The organism is Aquincola tertiaricarbonis (genome assembly GCF_000969605.1).
GTDB classification, from domain to species: Bacteria; Pseudomonadota; Gammaproteobacteria; order Burkholderiales; family Burkholderiaceae_C; genus Aquincola; species Aquincola tertiaricarbonis.
Genome location: NZ_JZUE01000018.1, coordinates 39,841 through 65,757, shown reverse-complemented (window position 1 = coordinate 65,757; position 25,917 = coordinate 39,841). Strand labels below are relative to the sequence as shown.

The window sequence follows — 25,917 nt, the reverse complement described above, 5'->3', positions numbered from 1 at the left end:
CACCGACATGGGCAATACCGAATCGATCGTCCTGAACCCCTTGCTGGAAGGCGCCATCGCCGCGCTGCTCGTGGTGGGGGCGCTGTTCCTGCTGGTGGGGGCCATCGGCCTGGTGCGCTTCCGCGACTTCTACATGCGGCTGCATGCGCCCACCAAGGCCAGCACGCTGGGCGTGGGCGGCGTGCTGCTGGCCAGCATGCTGTGGCATGCGGGGCAGGGCGAATGGTTCCTGCGGGAGCTGCTGATCACGCTCTTCATCTTCATCACCGCGCCGGTGTCGGCGCAGATGATGGCCATGGCCGCGTTGCACCTGCGGCTGGCTTCCACCGCGCCGGTGCCCCAAGACCTCGACCACCACTGATCTGCGCGGCGGAATTACCCGCGGTCGCGGGTTACCTCCAGTTGCCGGTGTCAATGCCTAGCTTCGATAGTCGAACTCCGCATCGTCCGTTGAAGTTCAGGAGACATCGCAATGACCCAGAAAGCCCCGGCTCCGGCACCGCGCCGCCGCTTCCTCAAGAACGCCGCTGCAGGCAGTGCAGCCGTCGGGGCCCTGGCAGCGCCGGCGGTGAGCCAGGCGCAGACCACCACGCTGCGCTTCCAGAGCACCTGGCCGGCCAAGGACATCTTCCATGAGTACGCCCAGGACTTCGCCAAGAAGGTGAACGACATGGCCGGCAGCCGCCTGAAGATCGAGGTGCTGCCCGCCGGCTCGGTGGTGCCGGCCTTCCAGCTGCTGGACGCGGTGAGCAAGGGCACGCTGGATGGCGGCCACGGCGTCATCGCCTACTGGTACGGCAAGAACTCCGCGCTGGCGCTGTGGGGCTCGGGCCCGGGCTTCGGCATGGACGCCAACATGGTGCTGGCCTGGCACTACTACGGCGGCGGCAAGGCGCTGGTGGACGAAATCTACAAGAGCCTGAACCTGGACGTGGTCTCGTACCTGTACGGCCCGATGCCGGTGCAGCCGCTGGGCTGGTTCAAGAAGCCGGTGGCCAAGGTGGAGGACATGAAGGGCCTGAAGTTCCGCACCGTGGGCCTGGCGGTGGACGTGTTCACCGACATGGGCACGGCCGTGAACCCGCTGCCGGGCGGCGAGATCGTGCCCGCGCTGGACCGCGGCCTGATCGATGCGGCCGAGTTCAACAACGCCTCCAGCGACCGCGTGCTGGGCTTCCCCGACGTGGCCAAGAACTGCATGCTGCAGAGCTTCCACCAGAGCGGCGAGCAGTTCGAGATCCTGTTCAACAAGGGCAAGCTCGAGGGCCTGGCGCCCGAGCTGAAGGCCATCATCGACTACGCGGTGCAGGCCTCCAGCGCCGACATGAGCTGGAAGGCCGTGGAGCGCAATTCCAAGGACTACGAGGCGCTCAAGCAGCAGGGCATCAAGTTCTACAAGACGCCCGATGCGGTGCTGCGCGCGCAGCTGGCCTCGTGGGACAAGACGGTGGAGAAGAAGGCCGGCGAGAACCCGATGTTCAAGAAGGTGCTGGATTCGCAGCGTGCCTTCGCGCAGCGCGCCGGCCAGTGGCACAACGACTACACGGTCGACTTCAAGATGGCCTTCAACCACTACTTCGGCCGCGGCAGAAAGACCTGACCCGCGTCAGGAACCACCGGGGCGCCGCTTGCCGGCGCCCTTTGTCTGTTTGCCGGAGTCGTGATGCAGAAGAGCTTGTGGGCGGTAGACCGCTTCTCCACTTTCGTGGGCAAGGCGTTCGCGTGGACGGTGGTCATGCTGATGCTGCTGATCACCTGGGAAGTGTTCTCCCGCTATGCGCTGAACAAGCCGCATGCCTGGGTGCTGGATGCGCAGATCATGCTGTACGGCACCCTGTTCATGACCGCCGGCGCCTACACGCTGAGCAAGAACGGCCATGTGCGCGGCGACGTGCTCTACGGCTTCTTCCAGCCGCGCACCCAGGCCACCATCGACCTGGTGCTCTACATCCTGTTCTTCCTGCCCGGCATCGTCGCGCTCACCTGGGCCGGCTGGACCTTTGCGCAGGAGTCGCTGGCCATCCGCGAGCAGACCTTCTCGGCCGATGCGCTGCCGCTGTACCCGTTCAAGTTCGTCATACCGCTGGCCGGCGCGGTGCTGCTGCTGCAGGGGCTGGTGGAGATCGCCCGCTGCGTGATCTGCCTGCGCACCGGCGCCTGGCCGACACGGGAACACGATGTGGAAGAGGTGGACGTGGACAAGCTGAAGGAGATGGTGCACGTGAGCGACGACGACGTGGAGGCCGCCGGCCGCGCGCATGACCGCAATGCCGGGAGCCGCGCATGAAGCTGCGCAAGGAGCTCTGGTTCGGCTTCGGCCTGATGGCCATCATCGTGGTGCTGGTGCTGGGCATGCTGGTCAGCGTGCCCACCATCACCAACGGCCACATCGGGCTGGTGATGCTGGCGCTGGTGGTGGTGGCCATCATGCTGGGCTTTCCCACGGCGTTCACGCTGATGGGCATGGGCATGCTGTTCACCTGGCTGGCCTACGAGCGGGACGCCAACCGCACGCTGGACCTGATGGTGCAGGCGGCCTACAAGACCATGGCCAACGACGTGCTGATTTCGATCCCGCTGTTCGTCTTCATGGGCTACCTGGTGGAGCGGGCCAACCTGATCGAGAAGCTGTTCAAGAGCCTGCACCTGTCGCTGGCCCGCGTGCCGGGTTCGCTGGCGGTGGCCACGCTGGTCACCTGCGCGGTGTTCGCCACCGCCACCGGCATCGTCGGCGCGGTGGTCACGCTGATGGGGCTGCTGGCGCTGCCGCAGATGCTGCGGGCCGGCTACAGCGTGCCGATGTCGGCCGGCGCCATCACGGCCGGCGGCTGCCTGGGCATCCTCATTCCGCCTTCGGTGCTGCTCATCGTCTATGGCGCCACCGCCGGCGTGTCGGTGGTGCAGCTGTATGCCGGCGCGCTGCTGCCCGGCATCATGCTGGCGGGGCTGTACATCCTTTACGTGATCATCCTGGCCAAGATCAAGCCCAGCCTGGCGCCGCCGCTGTCGGCCGCCGACCGGGTGGTGCCGCTGCCAGCGCCGCTGGTGGCCCTGGGCGCCCGCGGCGGCATGCATGCGCTGCCGGCGCTGGTCGGTGCCCTCAAGGGCCGCCGCAACGCCGACGTGCCCGCCGGCTACCTGCTGCGCCAGCTGTTCGTCGCGCTGATGCCGGCGGTGCTGTTCGCGGTGGTGGCCCTGACCAGCTACCAGGCCGTGACACGGGTAGCACCGGCCGAAGCCGACAACGGGCTGCAGCAGATCGGCGCGGGCGACGGCAGCTCGTCCAGCGAAGGCGGCCTGGCCGAGCCGCCGAGCGAGGGCGGGCTGGCCGAGCCGCCCAGCGAAGGCGGGCTGGCGGAGCCGCCGTCCGAAGGCGGCTTGGCCGAGCCGACCTCGCCCGAAGCAGCGGCCGTGGCCTCCGCGCCGCCGCTGCCGGCGCCGCCCGAGGCGTCCGCCGTCGGCGGCGCCGCGCCGCCCGATGCGGCGGCCGAGGCCACCACCCGGCCCGCGCCCACCAGCTTCTGGGTCACCCTGGCCATCGCCAGCGTGGCGATGCTGGTGTTCTATGCGCTGCTGAGCTTCGCGCGGCTGGAGATCTTCAAGATGCTGCTGGCCAGCTTCTTCCCGCTCATGGTGCTGATCCTGGCGGTGCTGGGCTCCATCGTGATGGGCCTGGCCACGCCCACCGAGGCGGCCGCGGTGGGCGCCTTCGGCGGCATGCTGCTGGCGGCGGCCTACGGCCGGCTGAACATGACGGTGATCAAGGAGTCGGTCTTCCTCACCGCCAAGACCTCGGCCATGGTGTGCTGGCTGTTCGTCGGCTCGGCCATCTTCTCGGCGGCCTTCGCGCTGCTGGGGGGGCAGGAACTGGTGGAGCAGTGGGTGCTGGGCATGAACCTCACCAAGACCCAGTTCCTGGTGCTCAGCCAGGTCATCATCTTCGTGCTGGGCTGGCCGCTGGAATGGACCGAGATCATCGTGATCTTCATGCCGATCTTCGTGCCGCTGCTGGACAACTTCGGCGTCGATCCGCTGTTCTTCGGCCTGCTCGTGGCGCTGAACCTGCAGACCGCCTTCCTGAGCCCGCCGGTGGCGATGTCCGCCTTCTACCTCAAGGGCGTGGCGCCCAAGCATGTGACGCTGAACCAGATCTTCTCCGGGATGATCCCGTTCATGGGCATCCAGGTGCTGGCCATCATCCTGCTGTACCAGTTCCCGGCGATCGGGTTGTGGCTGCCGCAGGTGCTGTACGGGCGTTAGGCGGCGATGGTCAGGCGGCGGGGCGGCGTGGGCGCCAGAGGAACCACACCGCCAGGAAGCCCAGCACCGAGGCGGCCACCGCCATGACCGCGAGGCCGACGACCAGCGGGGCGCCGGCGCCCTGCACGGTGTCCCAGGCGGCGGCCAGCCAGCCCTGGTGGGCGGCCGCGGCCTCCACCTGGCGGCTGACGGCGTCGGCCGCGGCTTCGTCGTCCGGCGCGCCCAGCACCGCCTGCCCGATGCGGTGCGCCAGCCAGTACAGGGGCGCGAAGGTGAGCGGATTGGTCACGAAGGTGGCGCCGGCGGCCACCCCCAGGTGGGCCCGCAGCCAGACGGCGAACACTGCCGCCGCCAGGAACTGCGCGAAGGGCAGCAGCAGGCCGAAGAACAGCCCGATGGCCACGGCGCGGGCCACGCAGCCACGCTCCAGGTGCCACAGCCGGTCGTCGTGCAGGTGGTGGGCCACCGGCTGCAGCCAGCGGGACTGCAGGATGTCTTCTCGCGTGGGAAGCCAGCGCATGGTGGATGGTGCCGAAGCGGCCTTCAGTGATCGCGCGGTGCGTGGGAGGGGGTCATGATCCGGTCGGCCAGCGCGATGGCCAGCGCCGAGAACAGGAAGGCGATGTGGATGATGGTCTGCCACATCAACACCTTGTCGGTGTAGTTGGCGGCATTGATGAAGGTCTTCAAGAGGTGGATGGAGCTGATGCCGATGATGGCGGTGGCCAGCTTCACCTTCAGCACCGAGGCGTTGACGTGGTTCAGCCATTCGGGCTGGTCGGGGTGGCCCTCCAGCCGCAGGCGCGACACGAAGGTCTCGTAGCCGCCGACGATCACCATGATGAGCAGGTTGGAGATCATCACCACGTCGATCAAAGCCAGCACCACCAGCATGATCACCGTCTCGTTCAGCGAGGTGACGGGCACGTCGGTCTTGTAGCCGATGCTGGAGATGAGCTTGTCCAGCGCGGCCCGGTCGCCGAACACGGCTTCGATCAGGTGCACCAGCTCCACCCAGAAGTGGAAGACGTAGACGCACTGCGCCAGGATCAGGCCCAGGTACAGCGGCAGCTGCAGCCAGCGGCTGGCGAAGATCAGGTTCGGCAGCGGACGCATGCGAACGGCGGTCGGATCGGGCAACTGGGCCATGGGGGAATGCGGGCAGGCGATGTGTAACGAAGGCGGGAGTTTATGCGGCGCCCCGCCGGCTTGATCCGGCGCAAGCCCGGGCATTCCAGGACGGCGGCGCCGCGCTTAGAGTAAGCCGTTCGTCAGGCGCAGCGGCCACAGTGCGCCCGAAGCGGTCGAGACGCACTACGGAGACAAACGATGAGTGAAAACCAGGAATCCAAGCTGTACGAGCCCAGCGCCGCTGCGCGCGAAGGCGCGCATGTGTCGGGCATGGCGGCCTACCAGCGCCTCGTCGACGAGGCCGAGGCCGACCATGCGGCCTACTGGGCGCGTCTGGCGCGCGAGTTCATCACCTGGAAGCAGCCCTTCACCCAGGCGCTGGACGACGCCAATGCGCCGTTCTTCAAGTGGTTCCAGGACGGCACCCTCAATGCCTCCTACAACTGCCTGGACCGCCACATCGAGGCCGGCAAGGGCGACAAGACCGCGCTGATCTTCGAGGCCGATGGCGGCGAGGTCACGCGCACCAGCTACAAGGAACTGCTGGCCCGCACCTGCCGCATCGCCAACGGCCTGAAGAGCCTGGGCGTGAAGAAGGGCGACCGCGTCGTCATCTACATCTCGATGTCGGTGGACGGCGTGGCCGCGATGCAGGCCTGCGCACGCATCGGCGCCACGCATTCGGTGGTGTTCGGCGGCTTCTCGGCGCAAAGCCTGCGCGACCGCATCGAGGACACCGGCGCGGTGGCCGTCATCACCGCCGACCAGCAGGTGCGCGGCGGCAAGCACCTGCCGCTGAAGGCCATCGTCGACGAGGCGCTGGCGCTCGGCGGCTGCGACAGCGTGAAGAACGTGCTGGTGGTGCGCCGCACCGGCGCCGAGCTGCCGATGACCGCCGGCCGCGACCTGTGGATGCATGAGCTCACCGCGCAGCAGGCCGATGCCTGCGAGCCCGAATGGGTCGAGGCCGAGCATCCGCTGTTCCTGCTCTACACCTCCGGCTCCACCGGCAAGCCCAAGGGCGTGCAGCACTCCACCGGCGGCTACCTGCTGCATGCGGCGCTCACCACGAAGTGGACCTTCGACCTGAAGGACGACGACATCTTCTGGTGCACCGCCGACATCGGCTGGGTGACCGGCCACAGCTACATCACCTACGGCCCGCTGGCGCTCGGCGGCACGGAGGTGGTGTTCGAGGGCGTGCCCACCTACCCCGACGCCGGCCGCTTCTGGAAGATGATCCAGGACCACAAGGTCACCATCTTCTACACCGCGCCCACGGCCATCCGCAGCCTGATCAAGGCGGCCGAGGGCAACGAGGCGGTGCACCCCAGGCGCTACGACCTGAGCAGCCTGCGCATCCTGGGCTCGGTGGGCGAGCCGATCAACCCGGCGGCCTGGGAGTGGTACCACGCGAACATCGGCGGCGGTCGCTGCCCGATCGTGGACACCTTCTGGCAGACCGAGACCGGCGGCCACATGATCACGCCGCTGCCGGGCGCCACGCCGCTGGTGCCGGGTTCCTGCACGCTGCCGTTCCCGGGCATCACCGCGGCCATCGTCGACGAGACCGGCAACGACGTGCCCAACGGGCAGGGCGGCATCCTGGTGGTGAAGAAGCCGTGGCCCAGCATGATCCGCACGATCTGGGGCGACCCCGAGCGCTTCAAGAAGAGCTACTACCCGCCGGAGCTCAAGGGCTACTACCTGGCCGGCGACGGCGCCATCCGCGATGCCCACACCGGCTACTTCACCATCACCGGCCGCATCGACGACGTGCTGAACGTGTCGGGCCACCGCATGGGCACCATGGAGATCGAATCGGCCCTGGTGAGCTGCACCGAGCTGGTGGCCGAAGCCGCGGTGGTGGGCCGCCCCGACGACACCACCGGCGAGGCCATCTGCGCCTTCGTGGTGCTCAAGCGGCCGCGCCCCACGGGCGAGGAGGCGAAGAAGATCGCCGCCGAGCTGCGCAACTGGGTGGGCCGCGAGATCGGCCCGATCGCCAAGCCCAAGGACATCCGCTTCGGCGACAACCTGCCCAAGACCCGCAGCGGCAAGATCATGCGCCGCCTGCTGCGCTCCATCGCCAAGGGCGAAGCCATCACCCAGGACACTTCGACCCTGGAGAACCCGGCCATCCTGGATCAGTTGTCGGAGACGAACTGATCCGGGGCGGCGCGCCAGCGCCGCAGCGCCGGCAGGCGCGGGCCTGGTTCCGGGGCCTGCTCATATCGCGAAGCGATGTGGGCAGGCACCACAACCCGGCCATCCTGGATCAGTTGTCGGAGACGAACTGAGCCGGGGCAGCGCGCTACACGGACTTCTTCGGGTAGCGCGCGAACACCTTCGCGCCGCCCTGCCGGTCGATCAGCAGCACGTCGTAGGGATCCACCCGCGGTCCCATCTCCATGCCGGGCGAGCCCACCGGCATGCCCGGCACCGCCAGTCCCAGCGCGGCCGGGCGCTTGAGCAGCAGCTGCTGGATCTCGGCCGCGGGCACATGGCCTTCGATCACGTAGCCTTCCACCGTCGCGCTGTGGCAGCCGCCGAACTTCGACGGCATGCCCAGCCTGCTGCGCGCGGCCGCGGTATCGGTCACTTCCGTCACCTTCACCTGGAAGCCGGCCTTCTCCAGGTGCTGCACCCAGGCGCCGCAGCAGCCGCAGTTCGGGTCCTTGAACACCTGCACCGACGGCATGCCGGCCTTGGCCCACGCGGCTGGCAGCACGGCGGCGCCGGCCAGTGCACTGAGAACGTCGCGACGCTTCATGGTGTTTCCTTTCGACACGGTGGGCGGAAAGCAAAAAGGGCCCGACAGGGCCCTTGTGCATGCCTGAGTGATGCGGCCGGCTTACTTGACCGACAGCACCCAGGTGGCCAGCTGCTTGGCCTCGGCTTCATTGACCTGCGGATTGGCGGGCATCGGCACCGCGCCCCACACCCCGGCGCCACCCTTCTGGATCTTGGTGGCCAGGGCGTCCACGGCCTTCTTGTCGCCGGCGTACTTGGCGGCCACGTCCTTGTACGCGGGGCCCACCAGCTTCTTGTCGGTGGCATGGCAGGCCATGCAGTTCTTCTTCTGCGCCAGCTCCGCGCTGGCAAAGGCGGGAGACACCGCGCCCACCACAAGGGCGGCGGCGGACAGGGCGGAGATGCGAGCGTTCATGGGTTCCTTTCGACAGGCGATGGCTGTGGTCGTGCGGTACATTGACTCGAACGGGATTCTAGGGCGCCGCGTTGACGGCAAGGAGCGGTAACGATGTGGTTCATCGCGCTGGGCGTGCTGCTCATCGGCCTGAAGCTGGCCGAGTTGGGACCCGTGGCCACGCTTTCCTGGTGGTGGGTGCTGAGCCCGTTTGCCGCTGCTGCACTGTGGTGGGCCTGGGCCGACAAGTTCGGCTACACCCAGCGCAAGGCCATGGACCGCATGGAGCAGAAGAAGCAGACCCGGCGCCAGCGGCAGCTCGAAGACCTCGGCCTGGACACGCGGCGCAAGCCGCGCAAGTAAGCACTGCGCCGGGCTTGCGCCCGGCGGTTCACGCTGCTTACTCGAAGCGGTCCAGCACCGCGCCGTGGCTGGCGCTGGCGGCGTTCTTTGCGAACTTGGCCAGCACGCCGCGGGTGTAGCGCGGTGCCGGCTGCTTCCACTCGGCGCGGCGGCGCGCCAGTTCGTCGGCCGGCACGTTCAGCTCGAGCTTCAGCGCATGGGCGTCGATGGTGATGGAGTCGCCTTCTTTCACCAACGCGATGGTGCCGCCTTCAAAGGCTTCGGGCGCCACGTGCCCCACCACCATGCCCCAGGTGCCGCCCGAAAAGCGGCCGTCGGTGATCAGGCCCACGCTTTCGCCCAGGCCCTGGCCGATCAGCGCGCCGGTGGGGGCCAGCATCTCCGGCATGCCCGGGCCGCCCTTGGGGCCCAGGTAGCGCAGCACCATCACGTCGCCCGCGACGATCTGGTTGGCCATGATGGCGGCCAGCGCCGACTGCTCGTCGTCGAACACGCGGGCCGGGCCGGTGATCACCGGGTTCTTCAGGCCGGTGATCTTGGCCACGCAGCCCTCGGGCGACAGGTTGCCCTTGAGGATGGCGAGGTGGCCTTCGCTGTACAGCGGATTGCTCACCTGCCGGATCACCTTGTTGTCGGCCGTCAGCGCCGGCACGTCGGCCAGGTTCTCGGCCACCGTCTTGCCGGTGATGGTCATGCAGTCGCCGTGCAGCAGGCCGTGGTCCAGCAGTTCCTTCATCACCTGCGGGATGCCGCCGGCATGGTGCAGGTCGATCGCCAGGTACTGGCCGCTGGGCTTGAGGTCGCACAGCACCGGCACCTTGCGGCGCACGCGCTCGAAGTCGTCGATCGTCCAGTCCACCTCGGCCGCATGGGCGATGGCCAGGAAGTGCAGCACCGCATTGGTGGAGCCGCCGGTGGCCATGATGACCGCCACCGCGTTCTCGATGGCCTGCTTGGTGACGATGTCGCGCGGCTTCAGGTCCTTCTTCACCGCCTCCACCAGCGTGGCCGCGGCACGGCGCGTGGTCTCGACGATCTCGTCCTGCACGTTGGCCTGGGTGCTGGCGTACGGCAGGCTCATGCCCAGGGCCTCGAAGGAGGAGCTCATCGTGTTGGCCGTGTACATGCCGCCGCAGGAGCCGCTGCCCGGGATGGCGCGCTTCTCGATCTCGCAGAAGTCTTCCTCGGCCATCTTGCCGGCGCTGAACTGGCCCACCGCCTCGAACACGCTGACGATGTTGAGGTCCTGCCCCTTGTAGCGGCCCGGCAGGATGGTGCCGCCGTACACGTAGATGGCCGGCACGTTGGCGCGCAGCATGCCCATCATGCCGCCGGGCATGTTCTTGTCGCAGCCGCCGATCACCAGCACGCCGTCCATCCACTGGCCGCCGACGCAGGTCTCCACGCAGTCGGAGATCACCTCGCGGCTGACCAGGCTGTACTTCATGCCCTCGGTGCCCATGGCCATGCCGTCGCTGATGGTGGGCGTGCCGAAGATCTGCGGATTGGCGCCCGCGGCCTTCAGGCCTTCCACCGCCGCATCGGCCAGGCGCTGCAGGCCCGAGTTGCAGGGCGTGATCGTGGAGTGCCCGTTGGCCACGCCGATCATCGGCTTGGAGAAGTCGCTCTCCTGGTAGCCGAGGGCGTAGTACATCGAGCGGTTGGGCGCACGTGCGACGCCTTCGGTGATGTTCTTGGAGCGGCGGTTGAAGCTCATCGGTGTGTCTCCTGGCGGAAGGCGGGGTCGCGCAGTATCCGCAGCGGCTTTGCAAGCGTCCAATATATTTGTCGCCTGCGATTGATTCACCGGGGGAATCGAACTTGATCGACCTGCGCCCGCTGCGCCAGTTCGTGGCCGTGGCCGAGGAGCTGCACTTCGGCCGCGCCGCACGTCGCCTGCACATGACGCAGCCGCCGCTGACGCAGGCGGTGCAGGCGCTGGAGCGGGAGCTGGAGGTGGCCCTGTTCCTGCGCACCAAGCGCTCGGTGGCCTTGACGCCGGCGGGCGAGGCCCTGCTCGACCAGGCGCGGCGCCTGCTGCGCGCGGCCGATGCGCTTCCGGCCGCGGTGCGTGCTGCCGCGGCCGGTCGCTCCGGCCTGCTGCGGCTGGCCTTCGTGTCCAGCATCGCCTACGGCCCGTTGCCCGAGTGGCTGCGCGGTTTCCGCCAGGCGCATCGGGAGGTGGACGTGCAGCTGCGCGAGGCCACGCTCGACGTGCAGCTGGCCGCCTTCGCTGCCGAGGAGATCGACGCCGGCTTCGTGCTGCATGCGCCCGATGCCGCGCCGCCCGGCTTCGGCGCCCGCACGGTGCTCACCGAGCCGATGCAGCTGGTGCTGCCGGCCGCGCATCCGCTGGCGGCGCGGCGCACGCTGCGTTTCGCCGATGCGGCGGCCGAGCCGCTGGTCATCTTTCCGCGACAGATCACGCCGTCGTTGTTCGATGCCGTGGTGGCGGCCTACCGCGGCGCCGGCTTCACGCCGCGCATCGCGCAGGAAGCGATCCAGATGCAGACCATCGTCAACCTGGTGAGCGGCGGCATGGGCGTGGCCTGGGTGCCGCAAAGCCTGAGCCAGCTGCAGCGCCCCGGCGTGGTGTACCGGGCGGTGCAGGGCGTGCGGCTGGAAGCGCAGACCAGCCTCCTGTGGCCGGAGCCGGCGCCCCCGGTGGTGCAACGCTTCGTCGACCACGTGATGGGCGATGCGCCGGCGCAGCGACAATCGCCGCCCCTTCCCTGGAGTTGAACCGGATGCTCGTCCACCCGCAATTCGATCCGATCGCGCTGCAGCTCGGCCCGCTGGCCATCCACTGGTACGGCCTGACCTACCTGGTGGCCTTCGGCCTGTTCCTGTGGCTGGCCACGCTGCGCACCCGCCAGCCGCAGTACGCCCGACTCGGCTGGACGCGCCGCGACGTGGAGGACCTGCTGTTCTTCGGCGTGGTGGGCGTGATCGTCGGCGGCCGGCTGGGCTATTCGCTGTTTTACAAGCCGGGCTACTACCTGCAGCATCCGCTGGAGATGCTGATGCTGTGGAAGGGCGGCATGTCCTTCCACGGCGGGCTGCTGGGCGTGCTGGTGGCGATGGGGTTCTTCGCCTGGCGCCGCAAGCGGCCCTTCTTCGAAGTGACCGACCTGATCGCGCCCTGCGTGCCGCTGGGGCTGGCCTCCGGGCGCATCGGCAACTTCATCAACGGCGAGCTGTGGGGCCGCGCCGCCGACCCCTCGCTGCCGTGGGCGATGGTGTTCCCGCAGTCGGGCACCGACATCCCGCGCCATCCGTCGCAGCTCTACCAGTTCAGCCTGGAAGGCGTGCTGCTGTTCATCCTGCTGTGGGTGTATGCACGGCGGCCGCATGCCACGGGCCGGGTGTCGGGTGCCTTCCTCATCGGCTACGGCAGCTTCCGCTTCATCGCCGAATACTTCCGCGAGCCGGACAGCTTCCTCGGGCTGCTGGCCTTGAACATGAGCATGGGCCAGTGGCTGTGCGTGCCGATGGTGATCGCCGGCATCGTGCTGTGGCTGCGCGCCGGCAGGAGCAAGAACGCATGAGACAGATCTTCCTCGACACCGAAACCACCGGCCTCAGCCCCGAGAGCGGTGACCGCATCATCGAGATCGGCTGCGTGGAGATGGTCAGCCGCCGCCTGACTGGCCACAACAAGCACTTCTACCTGAACCCCGAGCGCAAGAACTCGGAAGACGCCGTCAAGATCCACGGCCTGACCGACGAATTCCTGGCGGACAAGCCGCTGTTCTCGGCCATCGCCGACGAGCTGATGGAGTACCTGGCCGGCGCCGAGATCGTGATCCACAACGCGGCCTTCGACGTCGGCTTCCTCAACGAGGAACTGCGCCGGCTGGGCCGGCCGCGCTTCACGCAGCAAGTGGGCCGCGTCACCGACTCGCTGCTCATGGCCCGCGACATGTTCCCGGGCAAGAGCAACTCGCTCGACAGCCTGTGCAAGCGGCTGGAGGTGGACAACAGCAACCGCACGCTGCACGGCGCGCTGCTGGACGCCGGGCTGCTGGCCGAGGTCTACATCCGCATGACGCGCGGCCAGGAAAGCCTGGTGATCGACGTGGGCAGCGAAGGCAGCGGCGCGCTGGCGGCCGCGCCGATCGACTTCTCGGTGTTCGAGCTGGTGGTGCTCGAGCCCAGCGCCGAGGAACTGACGGCCCATGAAGCGCTGCTGGGCGAGCTGGACAAGGCCAGCGGCGGAAAAACTTTGTGGAGGCAGTTGGCAAGCGCTTGAGTTGTGGCATACTGCGAGGCTTGCCGGAACACGAGAAGAACAACAAACGCCGCAGATTTCCGGGCGGTTAGCTCAGCGGTAGAGCACTGCCTTCACACGGCAGGGGTCGCAGGTTCGAACCCTGCACCGCCCACCAGATTCCTTGCCGCAGGATCTACGACCAACGCCACCCACCGGGTGGCGTTGTCGTATGTAGCGCGGCCTCGGCCATGCCCGGCGCAGGAACCTGCTTTGCCGCATCGCCTCCAACTGGCCAGTGCGCAACCCGCGCACCCATCGGAAGGATTGCCGTGCCTGCCTGCCCGCCCCCGTCACCCTCGATGCCAGGCCGTCGCCGCTTGTTGGCCCATGGCCTGGGCTGGCCGCTGGCTGTGTGGACCGGGGCCGGTATCGGTGGCGCGGCCACCGCTGCGACGCCACCGGGCGGGCTGCTGATGCGGCCCGTGCCCTCCAGCGGCGAAATGCTGCCGGCAGTGGGCCTGGGCACCTGGATCACCTTCAACGTCGGCAACGATGCCGCGGCGCGGGATGCCTGCGCGGAGGTGGTGCGGGCCTTCTTCGCCGATGGCGGGCGGCTGATCGACAGCTCGCCGATGTACGGCTCGTCGCAGCCCACCATCGGCCATGCGCTCGCGCGGGTGGGGCCGCAGCCGCGGTTGTTCTCGGCCGAGAAGGTGTGGGTGGGCGATGCCGAACGCGGTGCCGCGCAAATCGAGGCATCGCGCCGCTTCTGGGGCGTGCCGCGCTTCGACCTGATGCAGGTGCACAACCTGCTGGGCTGGCAGGCGCACCTGCCGCGGCTGGCGGAGATGAAGGCCGCGGGCCGGCTGCGCTACATCGGCATCACCACCTCCGAAGGCCGGCGCCATGCCGAGCTGGAACAATTGATGCGCACCCAGTCGCTGGATTTCGTGCAGTTCAGCTACAACCTGATGGACCGCGAGGCGGAGCAGCGGCTGCTGCCGCTGGCGCGTGACCGCGGCATCGCGGTGCTGGTGAACCGGCCGTTTCGCCAGGGTGCGCTGCTGGACGACCTGCGGCGCCACCGGCTGCCTGGCTGGGCGGGCGACCTCGGCTGCACCAGCTGGGCGCAGGTGGCGCTGAAGTTCGTGCTGTCGCATCCGGCCGTCACCTGCGCCATACCGGCCACCAGCCAGGTGGCGCATGTGCGGGAGAACCTGGCCGCCGCGCACGGCCCGCTGCCCGACGCGGCGCTGCGCCGGCGCATGGCGGCCGACGTGCAGGCGTTGTGATGTCCGAATGGTGGAGCTACCGGCCGTCGGACTTCCTGATGTTCGCGCCGCGCACCTACTGGCGGCTGTTCGAGCTGTTGAACCAGGCGGCCTGGCCGCTGGCGCTGCTGTTCATGGCAGCCGGCCTGGTGCTGCTGGTGGCCGCGGCCCGCGGCGTGGCCCGTGGCATGGCGGCCGCGCCGCTGCTGCTGCGCGGCGGGGCGCTGTGGCTGGCGCTGGCCTGGGTGCATGCCGGCTGGGCCTTCGTGCTGCAGCGTTATGCGCCGGTCAACTGGGCGGCCGTGCCGATGGCCGCCGGCTTCGCCTGGCAGGCGATGGCCTGGCTGCTGTTGGCCGCGGCCGGCGCCCGTGCGCTGGCGGTGCCCCCCGGTGCGGTGCAGCTGCCGGCGCCGCTGCACCGTCGGCGCGTCGGCGGCGTGCTGCTGATGGCCGCGGCGCTGCTGCTGCATCCCCTGCTGGCCTGGGCGTCGGGCCGGCCGCCGGAGCAGGCGGAGCTGTTCGGCCTGGCGCCGGACCCGACGGCAATCGCCAGCCTGGGCTTGCTGCTGTGGTGCGGGCCGCTGCGCCATGCGCTGCTGGCGCTGGCTTTGTGGGCGGTGCCGGTCGCGTGGTGCCTGGTGTCGGCTGCCACGCTGTGGACGCTGGGCTCGGCGCAGGCGCTGGTGCCGGCGGCGGCGCTTGGGCTGGCGGCGTGGCTGCTACGGCGCGGCCGGGCTGCCAGGAGGCAGATACCGGCCGACGCAGCAGGCCTCTGAACTGCGGCGCAGCGCGCCATGCACCAGCCTGGCCCGCTGCGCCGGGCATGGAACCTGCATCGGCTGGCGGGCGGTGTAAAGACGCACCGCCTGCGGCGCCCCTTCGTCGCGCCTGCCGTACCTGCCGCGGCAGCGCCGGCGCCCACACCCCACCTGCCTTCCTGCCTGCGGCCCGTGCCCCGGGCGCGCCGCGGCATGGCAGGCCTGCCTTGCCTGCCTGAACGGAGAACCGACCATGCATGCCCCGATGAACACCGCAGCGCCCGTGATCCACCCCGTGCACCTGGTGGGCGCCGGCCCGGGTGACCCCGAACTGCTGACGCTGAAGGCGGTGCGCGTGCTGCGCGAAGCCACCGTCATCCTGGTGGACGACCTGGTGAGCGAACAGGTGCTGGCCACCGTGCTGCAGGACATGGCCCGGCCGCCGCGGCTGGTGCACGTGGGCAAGCGTGGCGGCTGCGCTTCCACGCCGCAGCACTTCATTTGCAAGCTGCTGGTGCGCGAGGCCCTGGCGGGCGAGAAGGTGGTGCGACTGAAGGGCGGGGACCCGCTGGTGTTCGGCCGCGCCGGCGAGGAGATGGCTGCGCTGCAGGCGGCCGGCGTGCCGGTGCAGGTGGTCAACGGCATCACCTCCGGCCTGGCGGCGGTGAATGCGCTGGGCACCGGCTGGACCGACCGCGATGCCGGCGCGCAGGGCGTGCTGCTGGTCACCGGCCATGCCCAGGCCGGCAGCGCGGGGCCGGACTGGCAGGCCATTGCCGGCGCGGCGGCCAGCGGCATCACGCTGGTGGTCTACATGGGCGTGGCGCATGCAGCGCAGATCGTGCAGGCCCTGCGCCAGCAGCTGCCCGGCGACCTGCCGGCGGCGGCGGTGCAGCATGCCAGCACCGCGGCCCAGCGCAGCAGCGTGGCCACGCTGGACACCCTGGTGGACTCGCTGGCCCGCGACGGCATCGGCAGCCCGGCGGTGCTGGTGATTGGCCGTGTGCTGGCGCCAGCACTGGCCGCGCTGCGCGAGGCGGCGCCGCCGTCGCACCAGCGGGCCGCGCGGGCCTGACAGCCGGACGACCGCCCGGCCGGCCGCTCAGCGTGCCGGCTGCCCGCCCAGCGTGGCGGCCGGGCGCCGCGCTGCCGCGGCCTGCTGCGTCACCAGCCAGATGCCCACGCACACCAGCGCCAAGGCCGCCGCGTACTTCCACTGCAGGACCTGCTCGCCCAGGAACAGCGCCGACAGCGCGGTGCCGAACACCGGCACCATGAAGTTGAAGGCGGTCACCAGGCTCACCCGGTTGTGCTTGAGCAGCAGGCTCCACACCGAGAACGCCGCCGCCGACAACAGCGCCAGGTACGCCAGCAGCAGCGAGGAACCTGGCGTGAAGCCGTGCAGCGACCCGCCGCCGGCCTCGCCCACCGCCAGCAGCACCGCGCCGCCAATGGCCAGCTGCCAGCCCGTCATCAGCACCGGGTCGGTGCCCTGCGAAATGCGCCGGCCGTAGATGCTGGAAGCGGCCAGCACCAGGGCGGCGGCCACGATGCAGCCTTCGCCCAGCAGGCTGAACTCGAAGTCCAGCGGGCCACGCCCCAGGTTCACCACCATCACGCCCACGAAGCCGATGGCACAGCCCAGCAGCTTGCGCGGCGAGAGTCGGTCGTCCGCATGCAGCCAGTGCGCCAGCATCACGCTGAAGAAGGTGCCGGTGGCATTCAGGATGGATGCCTTGACCCCGGTGGTGTGGGCCAGGCCGACATAGAAGAACAGGTACTGCAACGCGGTCTGCGTGACGCCGAGCAGCGCCAGCCGGCCCCAGGCGCGGGCGCCGGCCGGTGCCAGCCGGCGGCCCAGCGCGGCAGCGGCGGCCAGCAGCAGCGCGCCCGCCGCCAGGAAGCGCCAGCCGGCGAACAGCAGCTGGGTGAACAGGTCGCCGGCGGCGATGCCGAACAGCGCGTAGCCACTCTTGATGGCGGGATAGGAGCTGCCCCACAGCAGGCAGCAGAGCAGGGCGAGCGCCACCACGTTGCGGGGGCGCGAGAAGAAGGCGTGGGCTGTCACTGCAAGGCCGGTACCGGGAAAGGGCGTGCATTGTGGTGCGTGGTGCCCGGCCACGCAGAATGGGGGACATGCAGCATCCCATCCCCTCCAGCCGCCTGGCTGGCATCGATTTCATGGCTGACGCGCACGAGGTGGCTCGCCAGCTGATCGGCACCGTGCTGCTGGTGGACGGCGTCGGCGGGCTCATCGCCGAGACCGAGGCCTACGACCGCGAGGACCCGGCCTCCCACAGCCACGGCGGGCCGCGGCCGCGCAATGCGGCGATGTTCGGCCCGCCGGCGCATGCCTATGTCTACCGTTCCTACGGCATCCACTGGTGCGTCAACTTCGTCTGCCGCGAGGCCGGGCATGGCGCCGGCGTGCTGATCCGCGCGCTGCAGCCGCTGCAGGGACTGGACCGCATGCGCCAGCGCCGCGGGCTGGACGACGAGCGCCTGCTGTGCGCCGGCCCCGGCCGGGTGGCGCAGGCGCTGGGCATCACGCGCGAGCTGGATGGCCGGCCGCTGTCGGCACCGCCCTTCGAGCTGCTGCCGGCCGACACGGCGCATGAGGTGGCGGTGGGCGTGCGCATCGGCATCAGCAAGGCGGTGGACGTGCCCTGGCGCTTCGGCCTGGCGCACTCGCGGTACCTGAGCAAACCGTTCCGCTGAGGCGGCTACATCGCCGCGCCAGAATCGCGCCCCATGTCCGACCGACCCCCGCCCGCCGCGCTGCTGCACAGCAGCTTCTACCGCTTCACGCCGCTGGCCGACGCGGCCGCCGCCGCGCAGGCGGTGCGCCTGCTGGCGCAGCACCTCACCGGCGCCATCACGCTGGCGCCGGAAGGCCTCAGCGGCGCAGTGGCCGGCCCGGCCGAGGCGGTGCGTGCCTTCGAGCAGGCACTGTGCGCCGCGCCCGCCTTCGGCGGCGCGCTGCGGGGCCTGGCCTTTCGGCACAGCCACGGCCGCACCGCGCCCTATGCCCGGCTGAAGGTGGTGCTGCGGCCCGAGCTGGTGGCGCTGAACCTGCCCGGCGCCGAGAGCCTGCCGCCGCCGGACGAGGCCGACGGCAGCCATCTCACGCCCGCCGGATGGCGCCGCCTGCTGCAGGACGGCGATGCGGTGCTGCTGGACAACCGCAACCACTTCGAGGTGCGGCTGGGCCGCTTCCGCGGCGCCGTCGATCCGCAGGTGCGCAACTTCCGCGACCTGGTGGCCCATGTGCAGGCCCATGCACCCGCCTGGCGGGCCGCGGGCCGGCCGGTGGCCATGTACTGCACCGGCGGCATCCGCTGCGACAAGACCGCGCCGTGGCTGCGCAGCCTGGGCCTGACCGTGCTGCAGCTGCGCGGCGGCATCCTCGGCTACTTCGAGGCGCTGCCCGATGCGCACCGCGAGTGGCAGGGCGAGTGCTTCGTCTTCGACAACCGCACCGCGCTGGACACCCGGCTGCAGCAGACCGCCACCGGCCCGGCGCAGGTGTTCGATGCCAGCCAGCCCGACGAAGCCTGGCGGCTGCAGCGCGCGCTGCGCCTGGCCGCGGCCGGCGGCGCATGACCCGGCCGCGCGTGGCCTGGGCGCCGCCGATGCGCGACGGCGTGAGCCCCAGCCGGGTGGCGGTCAGCGGCGGGCCCTGGCCCGGCGTGCTGGCCTTCCTGCAGGCGCGGCTGCCGGCGGTGGCCGACTGGCCGCAGCGCCTGGCGCGCGGCGACGTGCTGGACCTGCAGGGCCGGCCGCTACAGCCCGGCGATGCCTGCCGGCCCGGCGCGGTGTACTGGTACTGGCGCAGCCTGCCGCCGGAGCCGCGGGTGCCCTTCGAGATCGAACTGCTGCACCAGGACGACGACCTGGTGGCGGTGGACAAGCCGCACTTCCTGCCGGTGGCGCCCAGCGGCCGCTGGCTGCAGGAAACCGTGCTGGTGCGGTTGAAGCGCCTGCTGGGCATCGACACCCTGGTGCCGATGCACCGGCTGGACCGCGAGACCGCCGGCGTGCTGCTGTTCACCGTGCGGCCCGGGGTGCGGGATGCCTACCAGGCCGTGCTACGAGAGCGCCGCGCGCACAAGGTGTACGAGGCGATCGCGCCGTGGCGGCCCGGGCTGCAGCTGCCCTGCGAGGTGGCCAGCCGGCTGCAGGAGCGGCCCGGCGACGCCTTCATGCAGATGGAGGAGGTGCCCGGCGAGCCCAATGCCCGCAGCCGCGTGGAACTGGTCACCCGGCTGGGCGCGCCGCCGCCCGGTGCGGCCGAGCCCGGCGTGGCCGAGATCGCGCTGTACCGGCTGCAGCCGCACACCGGCCGACGCCACCAGCTGCGGGTGCACATGGCCGCGCTGGGCCTGCCGCTGCTGGGCGACCGCATCTACCCGCGGCTGTGGCCGGCGGAGACCGCCGACGCGCCGCCCGACTATCGCTGGCCGCTGCAGCTGCTGGCACGCGAGATCCGCTTCACCGATCCGCTGAGCGGCCGCGAACGCTGCTTCACCAGCCGCCGCCAGCTGGCCGTGTCCGCCGGCGGTTGCGCAGAATCGCCGACATGAGCACCCACCCACCGAACCCCCTCCTGCTGCAGGCCCGCGGCCTCGGCTTCGCCTTCGAGCCCGGCGGCCCACCGCTGCTGCATGGGCTGGACCTCGTGCTGCGCCCCGGCCTCACGCTGGTGCAGGGCGACGAAGGCACCGGCAAAAGCACGCTGCTGCGGCTGCTGGCCGGCCGCCTCGCGCCCACGGCCGGCGTGCTGCAGCGCCATGCCGACACGCTGTATGCCGACGATGCGCAGGACCCGGCCGACGACGCGCTGCCTGCGCAGCAATGGCTGGCGCTGCGCCGCGCCCGCCATGCGGGCTGGCAGGCGGCCACCGAGCAGGCGCTGCTGGATGGGTTCGCGCTGCGGGAGCATCTGCACAAGCGGCTGGACATGCTGTCCACCGGCAGCCGGCGCAAGGTCGGCCTGGTGGCCGCAGCCGCCAGCGGCGCGGCGCTCACCTTGCTGGACACGCCGTTCGCCGCCCTGGACGCACCCTCCAGCCGGGTGCTGGGCGAGGTGCTGGCCGAGGCCGCCGCAGGCCACGAGCGCGCCTGGGTGGTGGCCGACTACGGCGTGCCGCCGCTGCTGTCCGGCGTGGCGCTGGCCGGGCTGATCCAGCTGGGCGATCCCGGCGACGGCACCGGCGGCTGAAGCGGGCCTGCCGCCGCCGGCCGGCCGCGCGCCGGCAGCGCCGCCACCAGCGCCAGCGGCGACATGCACAGCTGCCGCCGCGCCTCGCGCACCGCATCGGCCAGCACCAGCTGCCGGCCCTCGGCCTGCAGCGCGGCAAAGCGGGTGGCGCCCAGGGCCTGCGTCGTGGCCGCCACCAGTGGCGCCACGCAGGTGCGCACCGCCGGCTGGCGCTGCTGGCGCGTCACCTCGATGCCGGCCTGCGCGGCGCCATGGAAGCGCGCGGCATCGTCCCAGTCGCCGGTGGCAGCGCACAGGCCGGCGAAGGCGTCCAGCGTCATCTGCGCGATGCCCTCGTGGCCGATGTCCGTCGCCACGTCGATGGCCTCGCCCAGCGTCTCGCGCGCCCGCGGCGCATCGCCCTGCAGCACCGCCACCCAGGCCACGTTCACCAGGTTGATGGCCACCTCCGCCGGCGTCTGCCGTTCCCGCGAGCGCGCCAGTGCCTGCTCGAAGAGCGGACCGGCCCGTACCGGCGCGGCATCGGCCAGGTGCACCACGCCGCGGGCGCGCAGCGCGGTGTCCAGCAGCCGCGCGTCCTGCGCCTGGCCCGCCAACGCCAGCGCCGCGGCGGCATGGCCGTGGGCTTCGTCGGTGCGGCCCAGCCCCAGGCAGGCGAAGCCCAGGCTCATCATGGCGCTGGCTTGCAGCGGGGCATCGTCCAGCGTGCGGGCCATGGCCAGCGCGCGCGCCAGCAGCGGCAGCGCCTCGTCGTGGCGGCCCAGGAAGTAGGCCGCTTCGCCGGTGGCCACCAGGGCCCGCGCGTGCACCGTGCCGGCCGGCCCATGGCTGGCCCGGGCCACCGCCTGGCAGGCCAGGCGGTAGCCGGTGCCCAGCAGGCCGCGCATCCGCCAGTAGCCGCGCAGCGCGGCGGTGAGCACCAGCCCGGGGTGGGCGCCGTCCACCACGCTGTCGCACCAGGCATGCGCCAGCAGGATGTTCTCCCGCTCCAGGTCCAGCTGCAGCAGCCAGTCGCGCTGGCCGGGGCCCTGCATGCGGTGGTGGCCGGCCTCCACCAGGGCCACGTAGTGCGCCAGGTGGCGGCTGCGGGCGGCGGCCTCCTCGCCGGCGTCGCGCAGGCGGTCCCGCGCGAAGACGCGCACCGTCTCCAGGAAGCCGTAGCGGGTCTCGCCGCCGGGGCCGGCCTGCACCGTCACCAGCGACTGGTCCACCAGCCGCGACATCGCCTCCAGCATGTCCAGCTCGCCGTCGCCGGGCTCACCGGCCAGCGCGGCGGCGGTGTGCAGCGTCCAGCGGCCGGCCACCACCGCCAGCGCGCGGAAGCGCCGCTGCAGCACCGGGTCCATCTGGTCGTAGCTCCACTGGATGGTGGCGCGCAGCGTCTGGTGGCGCGGCAGGTCGGTCAGCAGGCGGAAGCGGTCGTCCAGGCGGGCGCGGATCTCCTGCACGCTGAGCACCTTGCGCCGCGCCGCGGCCAGCTCCAGCGCCAGCGGGATGCCGTCCAGCCGGCGGCAGATGTCCACCACCGCGGCCAGCTCGTCGGCATCGGGCGCGTGGCCGGGGTCGGCCCACTGCAGCCGGTCGATGAACAGCCGCACCGCGTCGAAGCCGGTGGCCACGCCCCGCTCGCCCGGGCCCGGCACTTCCAGCGGCGCCAGCGCATACACCCGCTCCAGCGGATGGCACAGCGCCACGCGGCTGGTGGCCAGGATCTGCAGCCGCGGGCAGCGCGACAGCAGCTGGTCCGCCATCTCCGCCACCGCGGCCACCATGTGCTCGCAGTTGTCCAGCACCAGCAGCATCTGGCGCTGGCCGATGGCGCCGGCCACCGCGTCGATCATCGGCGTGCCCGGCTGCTCGTACACCCGCAGCGCGGCGCCGATGGCCAGCGGCACGCCACCCGCCTCGTGCAGCGGCGCCAGGTCGATGAACCACACGCCGTCGGGCGTGGCGGGCGCCAGCCGGCGTGCCAGCGCCAGGGCCAGCCGCGTCTTGCCGCAGCCGCCGATGGCCACGATGCACAGCAGCCGGCTGTCCGCCATCAGCCGCAGGCAATGCGACAGCTCCTTCTGGCGGCCGATGAAGGGGCTGCGCTCGGGCGGCAGGCTGGCCACCGGCGCGGCCGCGGCCGGCGTGTCCGGCTGCGGCGTGGCCTCGTCGGTCGGGGCGGGCCGCAGCGGCAGCGTGAGCTGGTAGCCGCGGCCGGCCACGGTGGCGATGGCATCGCGCCCCAGCAGCCGCCGCAGCTTGCTTACCTGCACCTGCAGGTTGTTCTCCTCGACCACCAGGCCGGGCCACACGGTGTCCAGCAGCTCGTCCTTGGACAGCATGCGGCCGCGGCCGGCCACCAGCGCGGCCAGCAGGTCGAAGGCCCGCGAGCCCAGCGGCAGCGGCTGGCCGTCGTCCAGCAGCAGGCGTTCCTGCAGGCGCAGTTCGAAGCGCCCCAGCAGATGGCGGGAGGCGGGCCGTTCGGCGGCGGGCATGTTCATGCGGCGGCGCGGCTCCTTCCGCGCAACTGCTGTGGGGGTCAGTTCGAACTGCTCGTCGTGCCATCGTAGCCGCCGTGGCGGCGGCGCTGCCAGTAGCGATGGCAGGCGTGACGGGTCTCGTCGCGGTACAGCGCCAGGCGCTGGCGCTGGTAGGCGTCGAAGGCGTCGGCCAGGCGCGCGGCATAGGCGGGCAGGGCCTGGGCATCGCCGTCGCGCAGCGCGATCAAGGCCTGCGCGGCATGCAGCCCGCTTTGCAGCGCCACCGTCAGCCCGTGGGCGGACAGCGGGTCGAAGCCCATGGCCGCATCGCCCACCGCCAGCCAGCCGCTGCCGCAGAAGCGGTCGAGCCGGCTGCTGTCGGCGGCCAGCAGCCGGGCGGGCTGCAGGGCCAGATGGCGGGCATCCACGCCATGGGCGATCAGCCGGTCCAGGGTGCGTGGCGCGGCGGCCAGGCGCTGCAGCCAGCCGGCATGGCCCTGGGCCGGCGACGGGCGCAGGTCGGCATCGGTGAAGCAGGCCAGGCTCCAGCGGCCGCCGGGCGCCGGGGCGCTGTACCACCAGCCGTCGGCGGTGGCTTCCACCAGGCTCATGCCGTCGCCGGGTGCGTGGGCGGCCGGCGCGCTGGCCAGCCAGGCCAGCTGGCGGTCGCCGCGCAGCCGGCGGGCGCCCTGGCGGCGGGCGAAGTGGCTGCTGCGGCCGCTGGCATCCACTATGGCCTGCACCGGGGGCGCGGCCTCGGTGTTGTCGGGCGGTTCCCACTGCAGGCCCAGCGCCAGCGCCCGCTCGCGCAGCCGGCCGTCGAAGCGGCCGCGGTCCACCTGCCAGGCGCTGCCCTGCGGATGGCTGATGAAGTCCAGGTGGCGCAGGCCGCCGGGGCCCCAGTCGCAGGCATGGGCGTGGCAGGGCAGGTGGCCGTCGGCGGCGAAGGCCTCGGCCACGCCCAGCCGCGCCAGCAGCGCATGGCCGCCGGGCGAGAGGCTGTCGGCCCGCGGTGGCAGCGCGGATGCGGTGGCGGGGCGTCGCGGCGGCCTGCAGCGCACCGCCACGCCGCCCTGCAGCAGGCCGATGGCGGTGGCCAGGGCGGCAGGGCCGTCGCCGATGATGCGCACGGTGAACGGCAGCTGCCGTCCAGGCGGCCGGACTGTGCTCATCGCTCCTGCGTCGGGTCGTGGGCGGCCAGGGAGTGCACCGCGGTGGCGGCGGCGGGGCCGATGCGGCGGCCGGTTTCCACCCGCAGGGTGGGCGGCCACAGGGGCAGGTCGGTGGGGGCGGGCTGCTCCAGCACGATGCCCACCTGCGACCAGGCCTCGATGAACACCGCCCGCGGATTGGGCTGGCCGATCAGTGCGGGCGGCTGGCCCTTGCTGGCGTACACGATGCCGCGCAGCCACTTCTCGCGGCGCGCGGCCGACAGCGCCTGCAGCCGCTGGTCCAGCGGCTGCGCGGTGTCCATCACCACCGCGTACTGGGCCTGCGTGAGCACGTCGTTGGGCACCCGGGCGGGCCAGAAGGTGGGCAGGTATTCGCCCGCCCAGGGCTTGTAGGCCGACAGGCAGCTGGCGGTGTCGGTCTGCCAGGGGCAGGCCATCCAGCGGGTGATGCCGCCGGGCACGCAGCCATCCAGCGGGCCGCCGGCGGCCAACGCGCTGCTGGCGGTGAGCACGTCGCCGAAATCGGGCTCGGGCCCTCGGCGGCGGCGCAGCCGGAAGGGCTGGCCGTGCTGCTCGTACATCAGCGCCACCCGCATCGGCCAGGTGAACTCGGCGCCGGGATGGAAGGGGCCGCCGGTGGTTTCCTCCAACGCGGCGCGGTCCAGCGCCTGCGCCTGTTCGGCCGGCTTCAACTGGTCGAACGGCAGGTCGGGCGGCGGCGCGGGCACATGCCGGAAGTCACCGTCGGCCCACTGGCGCAGCAGCGCGTATTGCAGCGGCGTGATGGACATCCAGTTCATCGGGTCGGTAATCGGCGGGTTCAGCACCACCGCGTCGCCGTACACCGCCGGCCAGGCGTCGGCCTGCAGCCGCGGCGCGCCGGGCTCGCGGAAGCTGTGGAACACCGCGCGCCGCAGCGGCTGGCAGGCGGGCGCGGGATCGCACAGCCGGGCCCGCAGCCCGGGGCTGCGGAAGTCCTGCGGCGTGCCCCAGCCGAACTGCAGCGCGAAGCCGGCATTCACCCATTCGGTGTCAGCCAGGCGGCGCAGCAGCGGATGGATGTCCTGCCAGTAGTCGGGCTGGCCGGGCGGGCACATGCGGCGGCTGCGCACCGCCAGGTCGCGCAGCAGGTCCCAGCCGGTGACCAGCGCCTGCACGCCCGGCGCGTAGTCCGGCGGCGCCACCACCACCCAGGCGCCGATGGCCTCGTGCGTCACGCCGCCCAGCGTGACGCGCGCATTCACCGGGCCGTCGCAGATGTCGTCGTGCCAGCCGTCGTTGTTGGCGAAGCCCTGCGGCGGCTGGCCGTCGTAGGACGATGATTGGCCGCGCCCGCCCAGGAACAGCAGCCGGCCGGCCTCGTCGGTGCGCAGCTCGCCCAGGTACACCTTGCTGCCCATGAAGCAGCCGCTGTCGAAGGTGTGGCGCGGGTCGCCGCCCTCGCGGTGGGTGTCGGTGCCGCTGATATGGCGCGCGCCGGGCTCGATGCGCAGGCCCGCGCGGTCCGCGCCCGTCAGCCGGCGGTTGCGGCGCAGGCTGGCCACCGGCGGCGTGCCGGGCAGGTCGCCGCGGCTGGCGGGGATGTCCAGCGCCTGGTCGAAGTTGAACCAGTCGGCCTTGAGGTTGGCCACCTCCACCGTCCATTCGATGCGGGCCTCCTGCGCGGTGATCTCGCGCACCACGCGGCCGGCGTCGTCCAGCCCGTAGAGGCGGAAGCGCGCGGCCTGGCGCAGGATGCGGCCCTGCGCGTCGCGGTAGTTGCCGGCCGGCGTGCGCGGCTGGCCGGGCGCCTCCGGCCCCAGGAACCAGCCCTGCGGGCTGTTGCCCACGCGGGCGATGCCGATGGCCGGGTGGATGGCCACCGAGGTGATCTGGTCTTGGTGGGGCATGGGCGGTCTCCGTGGTCGCTGTC

At 71.4% G+C, this 25,917-nt stretch carries 25 protein-coding genes and 1 tRNA gene; 17 read left to right on the top strand and 9 right to left on the bottom strand.

The window, feature by feature from the left end:
• Positions 1 to 7: 7 nt before the first annotated feature.
• The 4 genes from VO99_RS19330 (at position 8) to VO99_RS19315 (ending at position 4,260) form a co-directional block, all read left to right on the top strand.
• Complete coding sequence (locus VO99_RS19330) at positions 8 to 361, top strand: Na+/H+ antiporter subunit G (protein ID WP_046114550.1); 354 nt, start codon at positions 8 to 10, stop codon at positions 359 to 361.
• A gap of 111 nt (positions 362 to 472) precedes the next feature.
• Positions 473 to 1,600 carry a TRAP transporter substrate-binding protein gene (locus tag VO99_RS19325; protein ID WP_046114549.1) on the top strand — a complete coding sequence of 376 codons (1,128 nt, stop codon included), beginning with the start codon at positions 473 to 475 and terminating at the stop codon, positions 1,598 to 1,600.
• Between the two features lie 63 nt (positions 1,601 to 1,663).
• The gene (locus tag VO99_RS19320; RefSeq protein WP_046114548.1) at positions 1,664 to 2,287 is read left to right on the top strand and encodes a TRAP transporter small permease subunit; all 624 of its coding nucleotides are present in this window, start codon (positions 1,664 to 1,666) and stop codon (positions 2,285 to 2,287) included.
• Positions 2,284 to 4,260: a TRAP transporter large permease gene (locus VO99_RS19315; protein WP_046114547.1), complete on the top strand. Its 1,977-nt coding sequence runs from the start codon at positions 2,284 to 2,286 to the stop codon at positions 4,258 to 4,260. The genes VO99_RS19320 and VO99_RS19315 overlap by 4 nt, the downstream gene beginning before the upstream one ends.
• A 10-nt stretch (positions 4,261 to 4,270) precedes the next feature.
• On the opposite strand, the gene VO99_RS19310 is transcribed toward VO99_RS19315, so the two are convergent.
• Both VO99_RS19310 and VO99_RS19305 read right to left on the bottom strand, forming a co-directional pair.
• A complete protein-coding gene (locus VO99_RS19310) occupies positions 4,271 to 4,780 on the bottom strand; it encodes a DUF2062 domain-containing protein (RefSeq protein ID WP_046114546.1) in 510 nt (169 codons plus the stop codon).
• Positions 4,781 to 4,803: 23 nt separating this feature from the next.
• Positions 4,804 to 5,409, bottom strand: coding sequence for a TIGR00645 family protein (locus VO99_RS19305; protein WP_046114545.1), 606 nt, complete (start codon positions 5,407 to 5,409; stop codon positions 4,804 to 4,806).
• Positions 5,410 to 5,589: 180 nt separating this feature from the next.
• Between VO99_RS19305 and acs the strand changes: the two genes are divergently transcribed.
• Positions 5,590 to 7,560, top strand: a complete 1,971-nt coding sequence (gene acs / locus VO99_RS19300; protein ID WP_046114544.1) for an acetate--CoA ligase — start codon at positions 5,590 to 5,592, stop codon at positions 7,558 to 7,560.
• A 145-nt stretch (positions 7,561 to 7,705) separates the two neighbouring features.
• Here the strand turns inward: acs and VO99_RS19295 are convergent, their stop codons facing one another.
• Both VO99_RS19295 and VO99_RS19290 read right to left on the bottom strand, forming a co-directional pair.
• Positions 7,706 to 8,164: a DUF411 domain-containing protein gene (locus VO99_RS19295; RefSeq protein ID WP_046114543.1), complete on the bottom strand. Its 459-nt coding sequence runs from the start codon at positions 8,162 to 8,164 to the stop codon at positions 7,706 to 7,708.
• Between the two features lie 81 nt (positions 8,165 to 8,245).
• Positions 8,246 to 8,560, bottom strand: coding sequence for a c-type cytochrome (locus VO99_RS19290; protein WP_046114542.1), 315 nt, complete (start codon positions 8,558 to 8,560; stop codon positions 8,246 to 8,248).
• A 93-nt stretch (positions 8,561 to 8,653) separates the two neighbouring features.
• Here VO99_RS19290 and VO99_RS19285 point away from each other — a divergent pair, with 93 nt between their 5' ends.
• Positions 8,654 to 8,902, top strand: coding sequence for a TIGR04438 family Trp-rich protein (locus tag VO99_RS19285; protein ID WP_046114541.1), 249 nt, complete (start codon positions 8,654 to 8,656; stop codon positions 8,900 to 8,902).
• 37 nt (positions 8,903 to 8,939) lie between these two features.
• Here the strand turns inward: VO99_RS19285 and ilvD are convergent, their stop codons facing one another.
• A complete protein-coding gene (gene ilvD, locus VO99_RS19280) occupies positions 8,940 to 10,619 on the bottom strand; it encodes a dihydroxy-acid dehydratase (protein ID WP_046114540.1) in 1,680 nt (559 codons plus the stop codon).
• Positions 10,620 to 10,723: 104 nt separating this feature from the next.
• Between ilvD and VO99_RS19275 the strand changes: the two genes are divergently transcribed.
• From VO99_RS19275 to cobA, 7 genes are all read left to right on the top strand, one after another.
• Positions 10,724 to 11,644 (top strand): LysR family transcriptional regulator, encoded by a 921-nt coding sequence (locus VO99_RS19275; RefSeq protein WP_046114539.1) that lies wholly within the window; start codon positions 10,724 to 10,726, stop codon positions 11,642 to 11,644.
• A gap of 5 nt (positions 11,645 to 11,649) precedes the next feature.
• The gene (lgt, locus tag VO99_RS19270; protein WP_046114538.1) at positions 11,650 to 12,450 is read left to right on the top strand and encodes a prolipoprotein diacylglyceryl transferase; all 801 of its coding nucleotides are present in this window, start codon (positions 11,650 to 11,652) and stop codon (positions 12,448 to 12,450) included.
• On the top strand, positions 12,447 to 13,154 hold the full coding sequence (dnaQ, locus tag VO99_RS19265; protein ID WP_046114537.1) for a DNA polymerase III subunit epsilon: 708 nt from the start codon (positions 12,447 to 12,449) through the stop codon (positions 13,152 to 13,154). The genes lgt and dnaQ overlap by 4 nt, the downstream gene beginning before the upstream one ends.
• Before the next feature lie 61 nt (positions 13,155 to 13,215).
• Positions 13,216 to 13,290 (top strand) — tRNA-Val (locus VO99_RS19260).
• Between the two features lie 298 nt (positions 13,291 to 13,588).
• Positions 13,589 to 14,407 carry an aldo/keto reductase gene (locus VO99_RS19255; RefSeq protein WP_046114598.1) on the top strand — a complete coding sequence of 273 codons (819 nt, stop codon included), beginning with the start codon at positions 13,589 to 13,591 and terminating at the stop codon, positions 14,405 to 14,407.
• Complete coding sequence (locus VO99_RS19250; RefSeq protein WP_046114536.1) at positions 14,407 to 15,162, top strand: DUF6064 family protein; 756 nt, start codon at positions 14,407 to 14,409, stop codon at positions 15,160 to 15,162. The genes VO99_RS19255 and VO99_RS19250 overlap by 1 nt, the downstream gene beginning before the upstream one ends.
• 235 nt (positions 15,163 to 15,397) lie before the next feature.
• The gene (gene cobA, locus VO99_RS19245) at positions 15,398 to 16,219 is read left to right on the top strand and encodes a uroporphyrinogen-III C-methyltransferase (RefSeq protein ID WP_046114535.1); all 822 of its coding nucleotides are present in this window, start codon (positions 15,398 to 15,400) and stop codon (positions 16,217 to 16,219) included.
• Between the two features lie 27 nt (positions 16,220 to 16,246).
• Here the strand turns inward: cobA and VO99_RS19240 are convergent, their stop codons facing one another.
• Complete coding sequence (locus tag VO99_RS19240) at positions 16,247 to 17,212, bottom strand: DMT family transporter (protein WP_046114534.1); 966 nt, start codon at positions 17,210 to 17,212, stop codon at positions 16,247 to 16,249.
• A 68-nt stretch (positions 17,213 to 17,280) separates the two neighbouring features.
• On the opposite strand from VO99_RS19240, the gene VO99_RS19235 reads away from it, so the two are divergent.
• Genes VO99_RS19235 through VO99_RS19220 form a run of 4 tightly spaced genes read left to right on the top strand, consistent with a single transcriptional unit; the run spans position 17,281 to position 20,365 of the window.
• A complete protein-coding gene (locus VO99_RS19235; RefSeq protein WP_046114533.1) occupies positions 17,281 to 17,862 on the top strand; it encodes a DNA-3-methyladenine glycosylase in 582 nt (193 codons plus the stop codon).
• Positions 17,863 to 17,895: 33 nt separating this feature from the next.
• Entirely contained in the window at positions 17,896 to 18,747 is an 852-nt protein-coding gene (gene trhO, locus VO99_RS19230) for an oxygen-dependent tRNA uridine(34) hydroxylase TrhO (RefSeq protein WP_046114532.1), read from the top strand.
• Positions 18,744 to 19,727 (top strand): pseudouridine synthase, encoded by a 984-nt coding sequence (locus tag VO99_RS19225; protein ID WP_046114531.1) that lies wholly within the window; start codon positions 18,744 to 18,746, stop codon positions 19,725 to 19,727. The genes trhO and VO99_RS19225 overlap by 4 nt, the downstream gene beginning before the upstream one ends.
• Positions 19,724 to 20,365 (top strand): ATP-binding cassette domain-containing protein, encoded by a 642-nt coding sequence (locus VO99_RS19220; RefSeq protein WP_046114530.1) that lies wholly within the window; start codon positions 19,724 to 19,726, stop codon positions 20,363 to 20,365. The genes VO99_RS19225 and VO99_RS19220 overlap by 4 nt, the downstream gene beginning before the upstream one ends.
• Here the strand turns inward: VO99_RS19220 and VO99_RS29050 are convergent.
• From VO99_RS29050 to VO99_RS19205, 3 genes are read right to left on the bottom strand one after another with little or no spacing between them, the layout of a single operon-like run.
• Entirely contained in the window at positions 20,281 to 22,854 is a 2,574-nt protein-coding gene (locus tag VO99_RS29050) for an ATP-binding protein (protein ID WP_052736462.1), read from the bottom strand. The genes VO99_RS19220 and VO99_RS29050 overlap by 85 nt on opposite strands.
• 38 nt (positions 22,855 to 22,892) lie before the next feature.
• Positions 22,893 to 24,005, bottom strand: coding sequence for an NAD(P)/FAD-dependent oxidoreductase (locus VO99_RS30380; RefSeq protein ID WP_052736461.1), 1,113 nt, complete (start codon positions 24,003 to 24,005; stop codon positions 22,893 to 22,895).
• Entirely contained in the window at positions 24,002 to 25,894 is a 1,893-nt protein-coding gene (locus tag VO99_RS19205; protein ID WP_046114529.1) for a LodA/GoxA family CTQ-dependent oxidase, read from the bottom strand. The genes VO99_RS30380 and VO99_RS19205 overlap by 4 nt, the downstream gene beginning before the upstream one ends.
• Between the last annotated feature and the right edge of the window lie 23 nt (positions 25,895 to 25,917).